General features: G+C 64.9%; 14 protein-coding genes. 7 read left to right on the top strand and 7 right to left on the bottom strand.

Features of this window, described 5'->3' with window-relative positions; all coding sequences use genetic code 11:
* Nucleotides 1-7: 7 nt before the first annotated feature.
* From ACQR0W_RS31760 to ctrA, 3 genes are all read right to left on the bottom strand, one after another.
* A complete protein-coding gene (locus ACQR0W_RS31760) occupies nucleotides 8-1,699 on the bottom strand; it encodes an alginate export family protein (RefSeq protein ID WP_316186706.1) in 1,692 nt (563 codons plus the stop codon).
* 697 nt (nucleotides 1,700-2,396) lie between these two features.
* Nucleotides 2,397-2,801, bottom strand: a complete 405-nt coding sequence (locus ACQR0W_RS31765; RefSeq protein WP_315714033.1) for a hypothetical protein — start codon at nucleotides 2,799-2,801, stop codon at nucleotides 2,397-2,399.
* Between the two features lie 1,216 nt (nucleotides 2,802-4,017).
* Nucleotides 4,018-4,719: a response regulator transcription factor CtrA gene (gene ctrA / locus ACQR0W_RS31770; RefSeq protein ID WP_012046382.1), complete on the bottom strand. Its 702-nt coding sequence runs from the start codon at nucleotides 4,717-4,719 to the stop codon at nucleotides 4,018-4,020.
* A 423-nt stretch (nucleotides 4,720-5,142) separates the two neighbouring features.
* On the opposite strand from ctrA, the gene fliI reads away from it, so the two are divergent.
* The 4 genes from fliI to ACQR0W_RS31790 all read left to right on the top strand — a co-directional run bounded on the left by fliI (nucleotide 5,143) and on the right by ACQR0W_RS31790 (nucleotide 8,739).
* The gene (fliI, locus tag ACQR0W_RS31775) at nucleotides 5,143-6,465 is read left to right on the top strand and encodes a flagellar protein export ATPase FliI (RefSeq protein ID WP_315714035.1); all 1,323 of its coding nucleotides are present in this window, start codon (nucleotides 5,143-5,145) and stop codon (nucleotides 6,463-6,465) included.
* Between the two features lie 109 nt (nucleotides 6,466-6,574).
* Nucleotides 6,575-6,994, top strand: coding sequence for a flagellar export protein FliJ (fliJ, locus tag ACQR0W_RS31780; RefSeq protein WP_315714036.1), 420 nt, complete (start codon nucleotides 6,575-6,577; stop codon nucleotides 6,992-6,994).
* A 153-nt stretch (nucleotides 6,995-7,147) separates the two neighbouring features.
* Entirely contained in the window at nucleotides 7,148-7,696 is a 549-nt protein-coding gene (locus tag ACQR0W_RS31785; RefSeq protein WP_315714037.1) for a sigma-70 family RNA polymerase sigma factor, read from the top strand.
* Between the two features lie 50 nt (nucleotides 7,697-7,746).
* The gene (locus tag ACQR0W_RS31790) at nucleotides 7,747-8,739 is read left to right on the top strand and encodes an anti-sigma factor (RefSeq protein WP_316169358.1); all 993 of its coding nucleotides are present in this window, start codon (nucleotides 7,747-7,749) and stop codon (nucleotides 8,737-8,739) included.
* Between the two features lie 131 nt (nucleotides 8,740-8,870).
* Here the strand turns inward: ACQR0W_RS31790 and ACQR0W_RS31795 are convergent, their stop codons facing one another.
* Nucleotides 8,871-9,071, bottom strand: a complete 201-nt coding sequence (locus tag ACQR0W_RS31795; protein ID WP_315714039.1) for a hypothetical protein — start codon at nucleotides 9,069-9,071, stop codon at nucleotides 8,871-8,873.
* Nucleotides 9,072-9,442: 371 nt separating this feature from the next.
* Nucleotides 9,443-11,569, bottom strand: a complete 2,127-nt coding sequence (flhA, locus tag ACQR0W_RS31800; protein ID WP_315714040.1) for a flagellar biosynthesis protein FlhA — start codon at nucleotides 11,567-11,569, stop codon at nucleotides 9,443-9,445.
* Nucleotides 11,570-12,544: 975 nt separating this feature from the next.
* Here flhA and ACQR0W_RS31805 point away from each other — a divergent pair.
* Nucleotides 12,545-13,060, top strand: coding sequence for a cytochrome family protein (locus tag ACQR0W_RS31805; protein ID WP_315752692.1), 516 nt, complete (start codon nucleotides 12,545-12,547; stop codon nucleotides 13,058-13,060).
* 198 nt (nucleotides 13,061-13,258) lie between these two features.
* Here ACQR0W_RS31805 and ACQR0W_RS31810 read toward each other — a convergent pair whose 3' ends face one another.
* A complete protein-coding gene (locus tag ACQR0W_RS31810) occupies nucleotides 13,259-14,269 on the bottom strand; it encodes a zinc-dependent alcohol dehydrogenase family protein (protein ID WP_316169356.1) in 1,011 nt (336 codons plus the stop codon).
* Nucleotides 14,270-14,354: 85 nt separating this feature from the next.
* Between ACQR0W_RS31810 and ACQR0W_RS31815 the strand changes: the two genes are divergently transcribed.
* Both ACQR0W_RS31815 and maiA read left to right on the top strand, forming a co-directional pair.
* Complete coding sequence (locus ACQR0W_RS31815) at nucleotides 14,355-14,702, top strand: MerR family transcriptional regulator (protein ID WP_315714045.1); 348 nt, start codon at nucleotides 14,355-14,357, stop codon at nucleotides 14,700-14,702.
* 81 nt (nucleotides 14,703-14,783) lie between these two features.
* Nucleotides 14,784-15,455, top strand: coding sequence for a maleylacetoacetate isomerase (maiA, locus tag ACQR0W_RS31820; protein WP_434840572.1), 672 nt, complete (start codon nucleotides 14,784-14,786; stop codon nucleotides 15,453-15,455).
* 21 nt (nucleotides 15,456-15,476) lie between these two features.
* Here the strand turns inward: maiA and ACQR0W_RS31825 are convergent, their stop codons facing one another.
* Nucleotides 15,477-16,646 (bottom strand): TAXI family TRAP transporter solute-binding subunit, encoded by a 1,170-nt coding sequence (locus ACQR0W_RS31825; RefSeq protein WP_315752696.1) that lies wholly within the window; start codon nucleotides 16,644-16,646, stop codon nucleotides 15,477-15,479.
* Nucleotides 16,647-16,974 lie beyond the last annotated feature (328 nt).

Here is a 16,974-nt window from a genome sequence, read left to right on the forward strand (position 1 = left end):
TCTCCCCTCAGAAGCTGATCCGGGCCAGCGACATCGCGCTGAACCACGGGCGGGTGTTGCCGACAACGGCCTGGCTGACGCCGGACAGCGGCGCCGTCAGCGCGACGCCCGACTGGAACATCACGTTGCGGCTCATGAAATACTTCACCGTCAAATTGACCTCGTAGCCGAGCAGATGCCCGGCCAGCGTCGAGGTGGTGCCGCCGATATTGTTGAGCTGCTGCGCCTGGAACAGCCAGGCCTGCGGCACGAGCTCCCATTGCGGCGCCGGCCGCAGGATCGCCTGCAGGCGATGGGCGATCAGGTTGGTGTCCTGAAACAGCTTGTAGTGGTTCAGCCCCTGCACCCATTCCTCGCCGGTGCCGCCCGACAACAGCGGATCCCAGCGCTCATAGGTCCGCGTCGCCGGATTGTCGCCGCTGAATCCGGACAGCCGATAGCTCAAAGTGGGGCGCCACAGCGCCTCGTTGAAGGTGTAGCCCGCCTCGACATAGCCGCCCCAGGCGCGCATCGGAAACGCGTTGCGGTCGTTCCATTGCAACGCCAGCTCCGTCTTCGCATAGGGACCGGACGCGCCGATGGCCGGCGTCCAGTAATAGCGCACGTCGGCGACCTGCAGCCCCTGGCGCGTGCCCTGCGCCGTCGCCGTGTACCAGCCGTAGTCGGAGCGCGGCACGGTCAGATAGGTCAGTCCGAGCTGATGCGGCGTGCCCAGGCCCGTCTCGAGGTTCGCGCCGGCGATGACGGTGTGGGTATCGATCGCCGGCAGCTCGTCGGGGGCGAGACGGAAGGCCTCGAATTTCGTGGTGTTGTAGCGAGCCTGCGCGAGGAACAAACTGTCGGCAGCCCAGCGCGGATTGAGCTGCAGCGCGGCGCGGTCAAAACCGTTGGCTGCCGTGATCCTGATCAGCATGCCGTCGGCAATCTGGAACGGCTGCCGTCCGCCGGACAGGTTGATCACCAGCCGCGAGCCGTCGTCGCCCGTGATCCCCGTGATGAGGCCCGCATAGGCGTCCTCGATCGCGCCATGGCGGCGCGGGCCGGTGACGAACAGGTCCGTGCCGGTCGAGCCGCTGGCCAGATAGGAGAGGCTGCCATAGGCATAGATGTTGTTGCCGACCGGTCCGATGCCCTGCAGCCCGCCCTCCAGCGCGGCTTCGCCGAACGACGACCAGCCGGCGCCGGCCGGTCCCTTGGCGAGTGGATTGGCGCCGACGAAGGCCTGCGGCCGGCCATACCAGGCATCGTGATTGGCGTAGCCGAGCGTCGCGGCCGTCAGCTTGAGCTTCAGCAGGCTGTCGTCGCCCTGATGAAGATAGGGGAAATCGACGCGGCCCGGATCCGCCTGCGGCCGGTCGCCGACGACGACGCTGAGCTCGACCGCAACGCCGCCGGTGTTGCCGTCGACGTAGTTGATCGAGGCCGTGGCCACGCCGGGGATGCGCTTCACCTTGGCGAGCCCGAAATCGACCATCAGGTCGTGAAGCTGCGACCCCGGATAGATGTTGAGTGCCCGCCGAATGCGATCCTCGAACGCGACCCGCTGCGCCCCACTGGGCACCACGCCCGACAGCACCAGACGCACCGACTCGATCGGCCGGTTCTCGAACGTGGGCCCCAGTGCCTGGGCGCCGGCGGCAGAAACGAGCAGCAGCGAGAACAGCCACGCCGCCAGGTGCGGACCGAGGCTTCCGCGCATTGGGAGACGTCTGCCGTCCGGCATGGCTCTGCCACCAGCTCATTGCGTGATCCGATGATCGGCGAGGCCAAGGTAGCGCGATTGATCTTGATCAACCAGAGCGAAATGTGCCGCAGGCCACCCATCCGGTCCGCGCCGCTGCAGCGAGAGCGACCGGACGGACTCATGGACGTGCTTTTGGCGAGGCTCGCCGTTGGAGGAGGATCGCGCGGTAGTTTTCCGATAGTTTTCTGCAGCGTCACCGTAATCAAGGAGTGCCGCTAGGTCCGCGGCTCTTCCGAGGCCCTGAGATCATGATGCGGGTCCGCGGGATCGCATCATGATCTCGTCTCTTTGCTCGAAGCTGATCGTGGGTGAACGATCGTTCCAGTCCTCAGCGGACTGGAAGCGGGTTCAATAGGCCGTCCATCCGCCGTCCGTCGCGTAGAACGCGCCGGTCAGGTTCGACGCCTCGGACGACAGCAGGAACAGTATCTTTGCGACTAGCTCCTACATGGCGTCCGCGCGTACGGTGCCGCCAGCGCGACCGGCCAGACTCATGGGCCCACCGTTACACAACGGCCGAGATGATAGTTTTGTGCAGTCGAGCAGCGTCACCGTAATCGCTGTCGGTGAATGCAAGGACCGCTAGTTTTCGTGGACGTGAAAGCCCGGTGCGCGGAACGCTCCGGGCCAATCACGTGGTCGCAAGAAACGACTATTGATGCACCCGCAGGGTCCCGTCCGCGTTGTAGTCACTCTTGGGATTGTAACCGGAATCGCGGTGCGTTCTACGATGTAGGGCAGCGTTGCTGCCGCTTACGCCCGGAGTTCCGCTATCAACCCGCATGGTCCCGTCTGCATTGTAGTCACTCTTCGGCCCGTAGCCGGAATCGCGATGCGTTTTTGCATGTAGGGCAGCGTTGCTGCCGCTCAGGCCCGGAGTTCCGGGATTGACCTGCATATTTCCATATTGGTCGCGATCACTTTTGCTCGCCCCGACCTGCTGAGCCGCACTGGCTTTTGCATGAGTACCTTTTGCATGATGAGTACGATGTCCTGCCAAGGCCGCAGATGTAGAGACGGCGAGAATAGCAAGACCAACAGCAATGCTTCTAGCCATAGTGAACTCCTCACGTTGAAGGACCATTGATGACGGATACGCCGTCAGTGCTAGCCTGCCACGGAAATTGCTGGCCGTCTTTGATGCAACTCAAGGTAATAAGGGCGGGTGCGACGTCACGGTCCGCACACCTTTTGGCATCATTTCTTCGGCTCTGGTGCGGTGCCCGGCGGAGCCGATGTCGCTCCGCAACATGCCTCTGACGTTGGGACCGATCTCTGCGCCGCATGGGCATCGCAGGTGACTTGCGCGAAGCCGCACATGGCAGATCGTCGATCCGAAACAGGAGCGTTCGACAGAGTCTCGATCGGGAACGCAAGCCTTGACGGTGGCCGTTCGAACGGCTGGAAGAAATATGATTTCTGTTTATCGAAATTCTATTTTGTTTTTACGAAAAATGTGCTTTACTCCGCGCGTCCCGCCCCAACGAGGGGACGCTTCGCGGTCGTCACGGACGTCGGGTGTGGGATGCGATGGGCGCTTGGGATCGCAGCATGGTTCGCCGTGCCGACGAACGATCCCGGGCGCACGGTGAAGTCGCGTGGTCCTGGCCTCCCGGTGCTGAGGTCGAGCCTGCGGGCGTTGCTGATGAGCTGCCTGCGGGTGATGGGGGCAAGACAGCCGGTCCCCAGGGAGATCGCGTATAAATCGTAAAGCCATCGCGCAGGGAGGGCCGGGTGTTTCGGCCAGACCTGTGGTGACTGCCGCCTGCTTTCTTTTCTGCAGGCGGGCCACGGGCGCGGCCAGCGCCCGGCCTTCCCTGCGCCCTCGGTTAGGAGAGGGCGGTGAGAATGGCACATAGCTCGGGCGCTGGGCGCCGCGAGATCGCGAGGGTTTGTCCGCAGGGTCGCATAAGGTGCATCCGCAGATGTCGTGCGTGCTTCTCGGGTTGAACGTCGCCCCCGGGCGTCATTGCGAGCGCAGCGAAGCAATCCAGGGGCCAGGGTGGGACTCTGGATTGCTTCGTCGCTTCGCTCCTCGCAATGACGGAGATGGGGGGCAGCAGATCGCGCCCGACTGCCAGGCTTGCCCTGCCGGGACAGGCGATGCGCCGCAACCGCCGGAGAAGGGAGCGCAATGTTCGCGAAGCCGCAGCCTGTGCGCGACGTTCTTCGCCTCGATCGACCCAGCCCACAAACAAAAACCCCGCCATTCGCGGCGGGGCCCAGTCTGGGAGGAGCAAGCCGTGAGGCTCGCCGGTGGACCCAGTGAAAGCTCAGGCGGGGATGCGCTCGTCCATGTCGTGCGGCTCGCGCAGCACGTAGCCGCGGCCCCAGACGGTCTCGATGAAGTTGCGGCCTTCGGAGGCGTTGGCGAGCTTCTTGCGCAGCTTGCAGATGAAGACGTCGATGATCTTCAGCTCGGGCTCGTCCATGCCGCCGTAGAGATGGTTGAGGAACATCTCCTTGGTCAGGGTGGTGCCTTTGCGCAGCGAGAGCAGCTCCAGCATCTGGTATTCCTTGCCGGTCAGATGCACGCGCTGGCCGCCGACTTCGACCGTCTTGGTGTCGAGGTTGACGACGAGGTCGCCGGTCTGGATGACCGACTGGGCGTGGCCCTTGGAACGGCGGACGATCGCGTGGATGCGGGCGATCAGCTCGTCCTTGTGGAACGGCTTGGTCATGTAGTCGTCGGCGCCGAAGCCGAGACCCTTGACCTTGTCCTCGATGCCGGCGAGGCCGGACAGGATGAGGATCGGCGTCTTGATCTTCGAGACACGCAGCTGCTTCAGCACGTCGTAACCGGACATGTCGGGCAGATTGAGGTCGAGAAGGATGATGTCGTAGTCGTACAACTTGCCGAGGTCGACGCCTTCTTCGCCCAGGTCAGTCGTGTAGACATTGAAGCTTTCGGACTTCAACATCAGTTCGATCGACTGCGCGACGGCGCTGTCATCCTCAATCAGCAAAACGCGCATGCCAGTTCCCCATAGTCGCCGCTCCGGGCGTCAGGTCGGCCGCCATCTGCGGCACTCAAAACGCCTTTGAACAACTGATTCGGATCCTGACGAGAGATGGTTAACAAATCCTGATTCCCCTCCGCAAGCTCTATCCGTGCAATTTTTATCGAATCGCCGTAAGGTGTTGCGATGAAGCAGTTTTTCTTAGCCGCTCTCGTTCAAGCTCCATGTTAAGAGATGGACCTAACCGACTCTCGGATCTCACCGCTTTTTGAGGGCGGCAAAGCGAAGCACGTCAGTCACTCCAGACCATGACGTAATGATTAATGATGCGAGTAAACACAGAGTTAAGCCGACGACGCGAATCTGCCCCTACTTAAGGTTTTCGCAATGAAGGCTCTGGCCCAATGACAGCTCTCTCGCGATGAAGGCGCTTTGGCAATGAAGGCTCTGGCCGAGCAGATCAGCGACATCGACGCCGTGAACACCTATGGGCGTGTCGTCGGCGTGAAGGGACTCATGGTGGAGATCGCCGGGCCGATTCATGCGATGTCGGTCGGCGCGCGCATCGTGATCGAGACCGGCAACAATTACATCCCTGCCGAAGTGATCGGTTTCTCCGGCAAGAATGCCGTGGTGATGCCGTTCGCCGGGCTGGAGGGCGTGCGCCGCGGCTGCCGCGCCGTGATCGCCAATGCCGCCAATCAGGTGCGGCCGTCGCCGGCCTGGCTCGGCCGAGTCATCAATGCGATGGGCGAGCCGATCGACGGCAAGGGGCCGCTGCCGCAGGGCGCCTCGCCGGTTCCTTATCGGAACAATCCGCCGCCGGCGCATTCGCGCCGGCGCGTCGGCTCGCCGCTCGATCTCGGCGTCCGTGCATTGAACACCTTTCTCACCTGTTGCCGCGGCCAGCGACTCGGCATCTTCGCCGGTTCCGGCGTCGGCAAATCGGTGCTGCTGTCGATGCTGGCGCGCAACGTCGACGCGGCGGTGTCGGTGATCGGGCTGATCGGCGAGCGCGGCCGTGAGGTGCAGGAGTTCCTGCAGGACGATCTCGGCGAGGAGGGTCTCGCGCGCTCGGTCGTCGTGGTCGCGACGTCCGACGAGCCGGCGCTGATGCGAAGGCAGGCGGCGTATCTGACGCTCGCGATCTCGGAATATTTTCGCGACGAGGGCAAGGATGTCCTTTGTCTGATGGACTCGGTCACGCGCTTTGCGATGGCGCAGCGCGAGATCGGGCTGTCGGCCGGCGAACCGCCGACCGCGAAGGGCTACACGCCGACGGTGTTCACCGAGCTGCCGAAACTGCTCGAGCGGGCGGGGCCGGGCAGCGGCGAGGGCACCATCACCGGGATCTTCACGGTGCTGGTCGATGGCGACGATCACAACGAGCCGGTGGCGGATGCGGTGCGCGGCATTCTCGACGGCCACGTGGTGATGCAGCGTTCGATCGCCGAACGCGGCCGCTATCCGGCGATCAACGTCCTGAAATCGGTGTCGCGCACGATGCCGAAATCGGCCGACCCCGTATTCTTGCCGACGATCATGCGCGCGCGCCAGGTGATGGCGACCTATGCCGACATGGAGGAACTGATCCGGCTCGGTGCCTATCGCGCCGGTTCCAGTCCGGAGGTCGACGAGGCGATCCGGCTGCACGAGCCGCTGGAGGCGTTCCTGCGCCAGCGCAAGGACGAGGTCTCGACGCTGCAGAACGGGTATCGGGAGCTGGAACAGATCCTGGGGCGCTTGGAAACGGAAAGCTAACTTTGTCGGGTAATCATCCCCTCCATGTAATGAGCCTAGTCGGCGAGCCCAGCAAGGGCGGCCGGCCCTGTCCCGCGCCGTACACGGGACTTCTGGGGAGTATGAGTCGATGAAGTCGCGCGAAACGCTGATCCGTCTGAAGAAATTTCAGGTGGATGAGAAACGCCGCCGGGTGACGCAGATCGAGGGCATGATCGCTGACTTCCAGCGCATGTCGGCCGAGCTCGAGCGGGAGATCCAGACCGAGCAGGAGCGGGCCGGCATCAACGACCCGACCCATTTTGCCTATCCGACCTACGCCAAGGCCGCGATCCAGCGCCGGGAAAACCTGACGCGCTCGGCCGACGAGCTGCGCACCCAGCTCGAGGACGCCAAGGCCGCGTTGTCCGAGGCGTTCGAGGAAATGAAAAAGGTCGAGCTGCTCGACGAGCGTGACCAGGCCCGCGAGAAGGCCGAGGAGAGCGCCCGCGAGCAGGCCGACATGGACTCTATCGGCCTGATGCGCGCCCGGCTCGGCGTCATCGCCTGAGCCTGTCGCCGTCACGGCTGTCGCTTTCGAAAACCCGGGCCGCGAGGTCCGGGTTTTTCGTCGCGCCCGCCCCGGTGGAGAGTTGCCCAGGACTTGTGCTACGGGAGGACGTAGGCTCGAACGAGGGAGTGGGGCGATTTTCGGGGACGCTGAATGCTGACGCCGGCAGAGCTGGTCTGGTTGCTTGCCGCTGTTGCCAAAGGGGACGAGGCTGCCTTCGAGCGCCTCTACGCGGCGACGCGCGCGAAACTCTATGGCGTCGTGCTCCGTATCTTGCACCGACAGGACCTCGCCGAGGAGGTCGTCCAGGAGACCTATGTGAAGGTCTGGAACAACGCCGCACAGTTCAACCCAGCGGTGTCTTCCCCGATCACCTGGATGGCCGCCATCGCCCGCAACCGCGCCATCGACCTGGTGCGAAAGCGCGGTGAGCTGTCTTTGGAGGATGAGCCCTCCGCGCTGGAGGTTGCGGCCGAGACGCCGGATCCGCTGGCGCGCCGCGAGATGTCGGAGGAGCTCAAGCGTCTTTTGGAATGCGTCGGCCAGCTCGAGCCCGACCGCCAGAAGCTCGTGCTGCTTGCCTACTACAACGGCTGGAGCCGCGAGCAATTGGCGACCAAGTTCGAGGCGCCGGTGAACACGGTGAAGACCTGGCTGAGGCGGAGCATGATGGACATCCGCCAATGCCTCGGTCTCGGATGAGGTGCTGTTGGACCGGCGAGAGACCTTGTAGGACGTGACCTGGACCTGTGATGGCGTATAGCGAAGACCATATCGCGCTGGCGGCGGAATACGCGCTCGGGACGCTCGACGCCGCCGAACGGGCGCAGGTCGAGACCATGATGGCGGTCGACAAGGATTTTGTCGCGCTGGTCCAGGCGTGGGAATTTCGCCTCGGTCCGCTCAATCAGATGGTCGGGCTGGTCGAGCCGCGTCCCGAACTGTGGGAGCGCATCAAGGCCGAGATTGCGCGGTTGCGCGCGAACGCGGAGAGCGCGCCGGCTGGACAGGTGACGATCGTCGAGGCTCAGGTCGTTGCCGCTCAGCCCGAGCCCGCACCTCCCGAGGTCCCACCTGTCGAAGCGGAAGCTGCGCCGATCCATGCGTCTCCCGTCAGCGAACCAGAGCCTGAGGTCGCGGCGCCGGTCATCACGCCGACACGCAGCACGTTCGCGGCTGGCGAGATCGCGAACGACGACACCAATGTCGTTCAGCTCTCGTCCAAGGTCCGGCAGTTGCGCGCGGTTGCCAACGTCATGACCGCGCTCGCGGCCGTGCTGCTCGCGCTGGTCGGCGTCCAGGTTTACCGCCCCGACCTCCTGCCGCGGCCATTGCAGCCGAAGCCGCGGATCCAGACTGTTGAGGTCAAGGTGCCGGTCGCGCAGCCCTCCGCCCAGTTCGTTGCCCTCCTGCAGAAGGACGCGGCGTCGCCGGCCTTCATCCTGACCGTCGATGCCGCCAGCAAGAGCTACACCGTGCGCCGGGTCGGCGCCGCGCCGGAGCCGGGCAAGAGCTTCGAGTTGTGGCTCGTGTCCGACAAGCTGCAGAAGCCGCGCTCGCTCGGCGTGATCGGCGGCAGCGACTTTACCAGCCGTCCCGTTCTCTCGTCCTACGACGCCGACACCGTCAACCGCGCAACCTACGCGGTCACGGTCGAGCCGGAGGGCGGGTCGCCGACCGGGCAGGCGACCGGGCCGATCGTTTTTACCGGCAAGCTGATCGAGACGGTGCCGTCGGCGCGGTGATTCAACGCCCAAAAGAGAAAACGCCCGTGGGGAGCGGGCGTTTTCAGTAGTCGACTTGGGGTTGGGTCTACTACATATCCACGCGGCCAGTTGGGGGGCTGTGAGAACCGCGTGAATTCCGGGAATTCCTGTCAGCGAACTACCGACATCTCCGAGCTCGTCACCACGACCGGCTTGCCGGCCTTGAGGACCTTTGCCGTCTGCGCGTAGTTCGGCTCTGCATTCAGTCGGGCGGAGATGCCGAGGCCGGCCACTGCGATGCCAGCCACGAGCGCAACCACCACGATCTTGAGGTGGGTCGTACGATCCGCGCTGTAAATCGAGTGGTTCATGGAAGCCTCCTGCCGTCTTCCGTCCTTCGCTGATTCGTGTGAGCCGGGGGCTTTCCGGTTCATCGTCTCGCGTGAACTAACGTAGGAAACCTCAATTCTGTTTCGTAGGCCACATCACAAGTGTGTGATAAGGCGTGATGTCTCGCGATCGAAAGTCGATGAAATTCAAATTAATGCAGATGTATCAATAGTTTGATTAGTTGTTCGGTATGCGGATGAAATTTCAGCCACCTAACGCAGAATTAAGAATTCGTTTGCCTGTGGCGGTAAAGCAAGGGGTGGTCCGCCGGTAAAAACGGCAAAAGCCGACGCCTCGCGCCGGCCCCGCCGATCAAACGCGCCCGGAATTCTGCGGTTCCGCAACGTCAGCGTCACACGCTCCCCACCGTCTTCAGCCGCGCCCGCGGATGGATCTCGGCCTGCGACAGCACCGTGGTCTGGGCCCGGAAGCGCTCGACCAGCGAGCGGACGAACGGCCGGATCGCCGCCGACGTCACCAGCACCGGCGATTCGCCTTCGCGTGCGGCGCGCTCGAAGGCATCGCGCGTCGCGGTCATGAACTCCGACAGCTTCGACGGCTGCATCGCGAGGCTGCGCTCCTCGCCCTGGCCGATCAGCGATTCCGCAAACGCCTGCTCCCACCTGGCCGACAGCGCGATCAGCGGCAGGTAGCCCATCGGCGAGGTGTTCTGGGCGCAGATCTGGCGGGCGAGGCGGGCGCGCACGTGCTCGACGATCGTTGCCGGGTTGCGCGAGAACGCGAGCGCGTCGGCGATGCCTTCGAGGATGGTCGAGAGGTCGCGGATCGAGATGCGCTCCGACAACAGCAGTTGCAGCACGCGCTGGATGCCGGAAATCGTGATCTGCGTCGGCACGATGTCCTTGACCAGCTCGCTCTGCTCCTTCGGCAGCTCCTTCAGGAGCTTCTGCACCTCGCCGTAGGACAGCAGGTCGCTCATGTTGGCCTTGAGCAGCTCGGTCAGGTGCGTCGACAGCACGGTCGCCGCGTCGACGACCGTGTAGCCCTTGAGCGTCGCCTCTTCCTTCAGGCCGGCGTCGACCCAGGTGGCGGGCAGGCCGAAGGTCGGCTCCGTCGTGTGGATGCCGGGCACCGCGACCTGGTTGCCGCCGGGGTCCATGACCATGAACTGGCTCGGCCAGATCTTGCCGGAGCCGGCGTCGACCTCCTTGATCTTGATGATGTAGGTGTTGGCCTCGAGCTGCACGTTGTCGAGGATGCGCACCGACGGCATCACGAAACCCATCTCGATCGCGAGCGACCGGCGCAGCGCCTTGATCTGGTCGGTCAGGCGGTCGGTGCCGTCGGGTGCGTTCACGAGCGGCAGCAGCGCATAGCCGAGCTCGATCTTGAGGTCGTCGATCTTGAGCGCGGCCGAGATCGGCTCCTCGGCGGCCGCGGCGGTGGCAGCCGCCGCGGGCGCTGCAGCCGCGGCGACCTCCTCGGCCTTCGCGACCTCCTTCTGCTTGCGCGCCTTGAGGGCGAGCGCGGCGGCGCCGCCGCCGAGCGCCAGGAACGGAAGGGTCGGGATGCCCGGCAGCAGCGCCAGCACCAGCATCACGGCGGCCGACATGCCGAGCGCCTGCGGATAGCCCGAGAACTGCTTGATCAGCGCCTTGTCGGCGGCACCGCTGACGCCGGCCTTGGAGACCAGGAGGCCCGCGGCGGTCGAGACGATCAGCGCCGGCACCTGGGTGACGAGGCCGTCGCCGACGGTCAGCGTGGTGTAGGTGCGGGCGGCCTCGGCAAAGCCGAGACCCTGCTGGGCGACGCCGATGATGATGCCGCCGATGATGTTGATGAAGACGACGAGCAGGCCGGCGACCGCGTCGCCGCGGACGAATTTCGAGGCACCGTCCATGGCGCCGAAGAAGCCGCTTTCGTCCTCCAGCTCCTTGCGCCTGATCTTGGCGACCTTCTCGTCGATCAGGCCGGCGGAGAGGTCGGCGTCGATCGCCATCTGCTTGCCGGGCATGGAGTCCAGATGGAAGCGCGCCGCGACCTCGGCGATGCGGCCCGAACCCTTGGTGATGACGACGAAGTTCACCGTCACCAGGATCGCGAACACGATGATGCCGATGACGAAATTGCCGCTCATCACGAAGTTGCCGAACGCCTCGATGACGTGGCCGGCCGCATCGGTGCCCTCGTGGCCACGCGACAGGATCAGGCGGGTCGAGGCCAGGTTCAGCGACAGCCGGAGCATCGTCGAGATCAGCAGGATGGTCGGAAAGGACGAGAATTCCAGCGGCGCCTGGATGAACAAGGCGGTCATCAGGATCAGGATCGAAAGGGTGATCGAGATCGCCAGGAACAGATCGAGCACCAGCGAGGGCAGCGGCAGGATCAGCACCACCAGGATGGTGAGGATGCCGAGCGCCAGCGCGATGTCGCCGCGCAGGACTGCTGTCTTGAGGTCAGCGAATGAGAACCCGCCGGCCGGAGATCCGACCCCCTGACCCGCCGTGACGTCGACCATGGCTTTCGCCCCTTCCCGCGGGCCGCGTGTGCCGGCCCCAAACGACTGCGCGACGGCCGCAGGGCCGCCGTTCCGAAACTGAGGTACCGCGCCGGCGTCCACGGAAGGTCTCCTCCGTCAACTGCACCCAACCACGACACGCACATTCCACCCGGCAATTTTTGCCCGGTGGTTGGTTAGCGTTCGGTTAATGGCGGTTAACAAAGGGTTGCGGGGGCAGGAGAGCGGGCGCACTTGGCGAGCCAGGCGCTGGTCTGCATCGGTCGGTCTCCTGCATCGGCTTGGTTGGCGTGCGCCCACGGTCTCGCGGCGCCGCGCGCCCGAGTTGTGCGTCAGGTCCGCCCTCGATCGGATGGAGGGCGCAGGGAAGGCCGGGCGCTGGCCGCGCCCGTGGCCCGCCTGCAGCAAAAAAAGCAGGCGGCAGTCACCACAGGTCTGGCCGAAACACCCGGCCTTCCCTGCGCGACGGTTGGAACGGCTTATACGTGGTCTCCCTGGTGCGCCGGGCTTGTTGGCCACCATCACAGGCGCAATGCGTGAGCACCGCCACCCGCTTGATACCAGCGTCGGGGTATCAGGACCGCACGATTTCGCCGTGCGCAACGAACCGTTCGTCCGCGCGGCACGAAGCCACGCTGCGATTCCCTGCGCCCATCGCATCCCACCTCCCACGTCTCGTGACGGTCGCGACACGCCCCTCCGGCGGAAGCAGGATGGGAGATCATATACACGATTTCGGAAAAAATGAAACAAGAATATTTCGTCAAATCAAAATTCAGGTTTTCTGCTGACCCGGGGCTCGGCGCTTGCGCGTCGTCCGGCTGCGCGCGTGGCGCCGAGCAATGTGTCGATATCGTGCGTGTCGCGCGGCGCGCGGCATCAAGTTTTTCTGATCGCTGCGATCAGCGTTTGCGATTGGCGGCGAGGGATGGTGCTCTTTAGAAGGCTTCTAAATTGAATGCAGGAGAACCGAAAATGCGTCGACAGAAGCTCCCCCATGGTCTGCGGCTGACAGCGACGGCTGCTGGCCTGGCCGGGCTTGCATCGCTCATCGCGGTCGCCGCGCCCAGGGCGGAGACGCCGACACCGACCCCGGCGCCAGCCTACCTGCCGACCGTCAGCGACCTGATGATCGCGACCATCCAGCCGCGCCATCTCAGGCTCTGGATCGCCGGCCATAGCGGCAACTGGGCGTTCAGCGCCTATGAGCTCGGCAATCTCAAGGGCGCGTTCAACCGCGTCAGCCGGGCGCAGCCACTGGTCGAGGGCAATTCGTTTGCCGACATGACGACGGCCGTGACGCAGCAGCCGTTCGACGAACTGGCGCAGGCCATCAAGCAGAAGGACATCGGCCGCTTCGAGCGCTCCTATGCCGACCTCACCGCCGCCTGCAATTCCTGCCACCAGGCGCTCAATCGCGCCGCCGTGGTCATCAAGGTGCCGCAGACCGCCAGCGTTGCCGACCAGGACTTCACGGCCGGTGCGGAGTGACAGCAGGGGGACGGTGAGGCACGATCGGTCACGCGCCGTCCGGCGCTGCTGCCGGCCGGGGCCACGCGTGCGGATCAGCGAGGCGTGATCGACCCCTCGGTTTGTTGCGTGGGTTGATTCCAACCCGGAGAGATTGTGCCAACTCCGGGGGGGCGCTTTCCGGCGTCGCAGATCGGCGAAGTGCTCACATCCTCTCGCCTATAGCTTCACAACGATCTTGCCGAAGTGCGAGCCGGACCGGAGACGGGCGAACGCTTCGGGAGCGTCGTCAAAGTCGTAGACCCGATCGACGATCGGGTGGATCGCGTGTTCGGCCAGGAATCGATTCATGGCCGTGAAATGTTCGACCGAACCCACGGTGACGCCGATGATGTCGGCATTCTCCCACTGCAGGCGGGCGAGGTCGGGCTTGGGGCCGAACCCCGTCAAGACACCGATCTGGACGATCTTGCCACCCGAAGCGACCGACCGCAGCGATCGGTCGTAGGTGCCGGGGCCGCCGAGCTCGAGGACATGCGTGGCGCCTTCGCCGTCCGTCGCTTTCATCACGGCCACATCCCAATCGGGCGTGTCGCGGTAGTTGATCAGGATCGAGGCGCCGAGCGCCTGGGCGCGGGCGAGCTTCTCATCCGAGGACGAGATGACGATCGCGCGCGCGCCCAGCGCGGCCGCGAACTGAAGGCCGAACAGCGCGACGCCGCCGGTTCCCTGGACCAGCAGCGTGTCGGCCTTGCCCATTCCGCCACGGGTGATGAGGCCGTGCCAGGCCGTCACGCCGGCACAAGGCAGGGTCGCGGCTTCGATCGACGTGAGGTGCGCCGGCACGGGGACCAGCGCCGTCGCCGGCAGCACCACGTACTCCGCCAGCATGCCATCCATCGTGCTGCCGCCGAGGGCTGACGGAACATAGCTCGCCTTGAACGGCCCGGAAATCCAATCGCGAAAGAACGATGCGGCCACACGGTCGCCCGGGCGCCATTGAACGACATCGGAGCCTACGGCATCAACGATGCCTGCGCCGTCGGAGAGCGGGACGCGGCGGTCGAAACCGCCTTCACCCGCTCGGTCGAGGATCAGGAGGTCGCGGTAGTTGAGACTTGCCGCCTCGACCCGAATGCGGACCTCGCCAGGGGCGGGTTCAGGTTTGATGACGTCGGTGCGCACCAGGCGACCCGCGCCCGCATGGCCATTCAAATGATAGGCTTTCATCGTTGCTCCCGTCACAAGGGGACTCCACTTGGATGAGCACGATCTGTAAGGTCTGACAGCGCTGTCAGGGTCAAGAGGTTTTCAGGTGAAGATCGGCGAACTTTCCCGGAGGACGGGAGTCAGCATCCGGATGCTGCGTTACTACGAGGACGAAGGCTTGCTTGCGCCGCACCGAACCTCGTCCGGTTACCGCGACTACGGGCCGGCGGACGAGGAAGCCGTGCGCCGGATCAAACTGCTCGGCTCCGCCGGCATGACGCTCGAGACGATCAAGCAGTTGCTCCCCTGCGTGCGCAACAACCGTCCAGATTTCAGGCCTTGCGACAATTTGCGAAGAATACTGGCGCAGCAGGTCGGCCTCATCGATCAACGCATCGAGGCACTCAGCCAGAGCCGGACGATTCTCGCAGGCTTCATCTCGAGCGTGAACTGATCGCCGGATATCGAATGTCGACCGTGGGCGACGGATCGATCGAAGACGTCGACATTCACTCGCCTGCCCAGGGGGACCCGCATGAAGCTCTATTCGTTCTGGCAGTCGCTGGCGAGCTTTCGCGTGCGCATCGCGCTCAACCTCAAGGGCATCGCCTATCAGCAGGTCGCGGTCGATGTCGACCGGCAGCAGCATCGCGACGAGGCCTATGCCGCGCTCAACCCGCAGATGGCGCTGCCGGCGCTGGTGCTCGATGACGGCACCGTGCTGACGCAGTCGCTGGCGATCCTCGAATATCTCGACGAAGCCTGTCCGGGCGCGGCGCTGCTGCCTGCCGATGCCAAGGGGCGCGCGCGGGTAAGGGCACTGGCGGCGATGATCGCCTGCGATGCGCATCCGCTGACGACGCCGCGGGTGCAGCGCTATCTCACCGAGGTGCTGCACGTGGACGACGCGGCGCGCGCGGCCTGGCTCAGGCACTGGGCGGCGGAGATGCTGGTCGCGATCGAGGCCCAGCTTGCCGGCCATGTCGCGACCGGCCGGTTCTGCCATGGCGATGCGCCGACGATGGCCGACATCTGCCTCGCCGGCCACGCCGTCTTCGCGCGCAATAAAGGCCTCGACCTCGCCGCGACGCCGACGGTGCAGCGCGTCGTCGAGGCCGCGATGGCGCTGCCGGCGTTCGCGTCCGCCCATCCGCTGGCGCAACCCGACACGCCGGCGGCGCTGCGCCGCAATCCGGCGGTGTCGTAGTCGACGCCACGACCATCGGCGCTATCGCGCCGGCTGGCCGCCGTCCCGCTTCATCCAGTCGCGGAACTGCTCGAACAGGACCCTGGTCTCGTCCTCGCTCATCCGTCGGCCGCCGGTCGGCGCCCGCGTGCTCATCCACTCGTCGAACTGCTGCTTGACGGCGGCGCCGTCGGCCTGCGGCGGGCGCGTGCTGGCCAGCAGCTCCTCCGCGGCGCGGAAGCGGGTCCAGCCGGGCAGCGAGGAGGCGAGGTTGATCTCGTTCCATTTCGGATGGAACGGCGGCTGCTTGAACTGGTCGAACCGCTTGAACAGATAGTCGACGAAGCGCGCGACGCGGCGGTAGCGCTCGGTCTCCGGCGGCCAGTTGTAGACCGCCAGCACCTGCGGCACGCCGATGGTCTCGACGCTCTCGCCGGGCTTGAGCAGATTGGGGTAGTCCTGCGAGGTCAGCTTGGTCGGCACGTAGTAGTCCTGCAGGCTGCGCGCGAACGGAATCGGCAGGAAGTGGAAGCCCGGCTCCGGCTTGAACTTGGCGAACAGATCGGTCGGCTTGCCCGTGACGTGGACGACGCCGGCGATCTCGCCACTGCGCATCTTCTCCAGCGCCACCGAATTGTTGATGAACACCTTTTCCGCGCCGATCTTGAGCCGGTCGAACACGATGCCGCCGGTGAGGTTGGCGGCGCTGCCCACGGTGTTGAAGGAGACCTTCTTGCCGGCGAGATCCTCCAGCGTCCTGATCTCCGGGCGGACGTAGACATGCATCTCGTTGATGTAGAACGAGCAGATGTAGCGGATCCGGTTCTTGATGTTGGCGAGCGTGCCGTTGCGGACGAACTCGTCGAGCACGTCGGCCGAGGTGATGGTGACGTCGACGCCGCGCAGATACAGCAGGTCCTCGATGTTGCCGAGCGCGCCGTAGGTCACCATCGGCAGCACGCGCAGGTTCGGGCGGTCGTCGAGCACCTTGGCCATCTCGGCGGCAAAACGGATGTTGGTGCCTTCGAGCAGGCCGCCGGCGACGCCGACCGTCCATTCGTTGGACTCCTGCAGCTTGCCGCCTTCGCCGGCCGCAGCGGCCGTTGCCGCCGCCGGCCTTCCGGTCCGCGCCGTCTGTGCCATGGCCGGGAGCAACGGTGCCGCCAAACTCAATCCCGCCGCAACGACGCAACTCAACAACGCGACCCGCATGCCCCGAATTCCTCCGTTGCCGGCCACACCGCGATCGCGTGGCACGGTCGATTTTCGCGCATTATCTCCTTGGTTGATGAATCAGGTCTACTACTCGCCGGTTGGGCGCAACCGGGGCTGCTGCGAGGCGCATCCTCGCCGCCAAAAAGCCATAGGCTTGATTGCGCCTTGGTCTGGACGGAGAAACGCCGTGGTATCAGTCCGAGAGCCGCGCGCGAGATCGCACGCGGCCAAAATGGCACAGCGGAAATCGATGCAGCTTGCGGTTGCAGGGGGGCGGTCGAAGCCGAACGTTCGTGCGATCGGGCGTCGAGGGCTGCTGCGAGAT

The sequence above is a fragment of the Bradyrhizobium sp. HKCCYLRH1034 genome (assembly GCF_051168375.1).
Classification (GTDB): Bacteria; Pseudomonadota; Alphaproteobacteria; order Rhizobiales; family Xanthobacteraceae; genus Bradyrhizobium.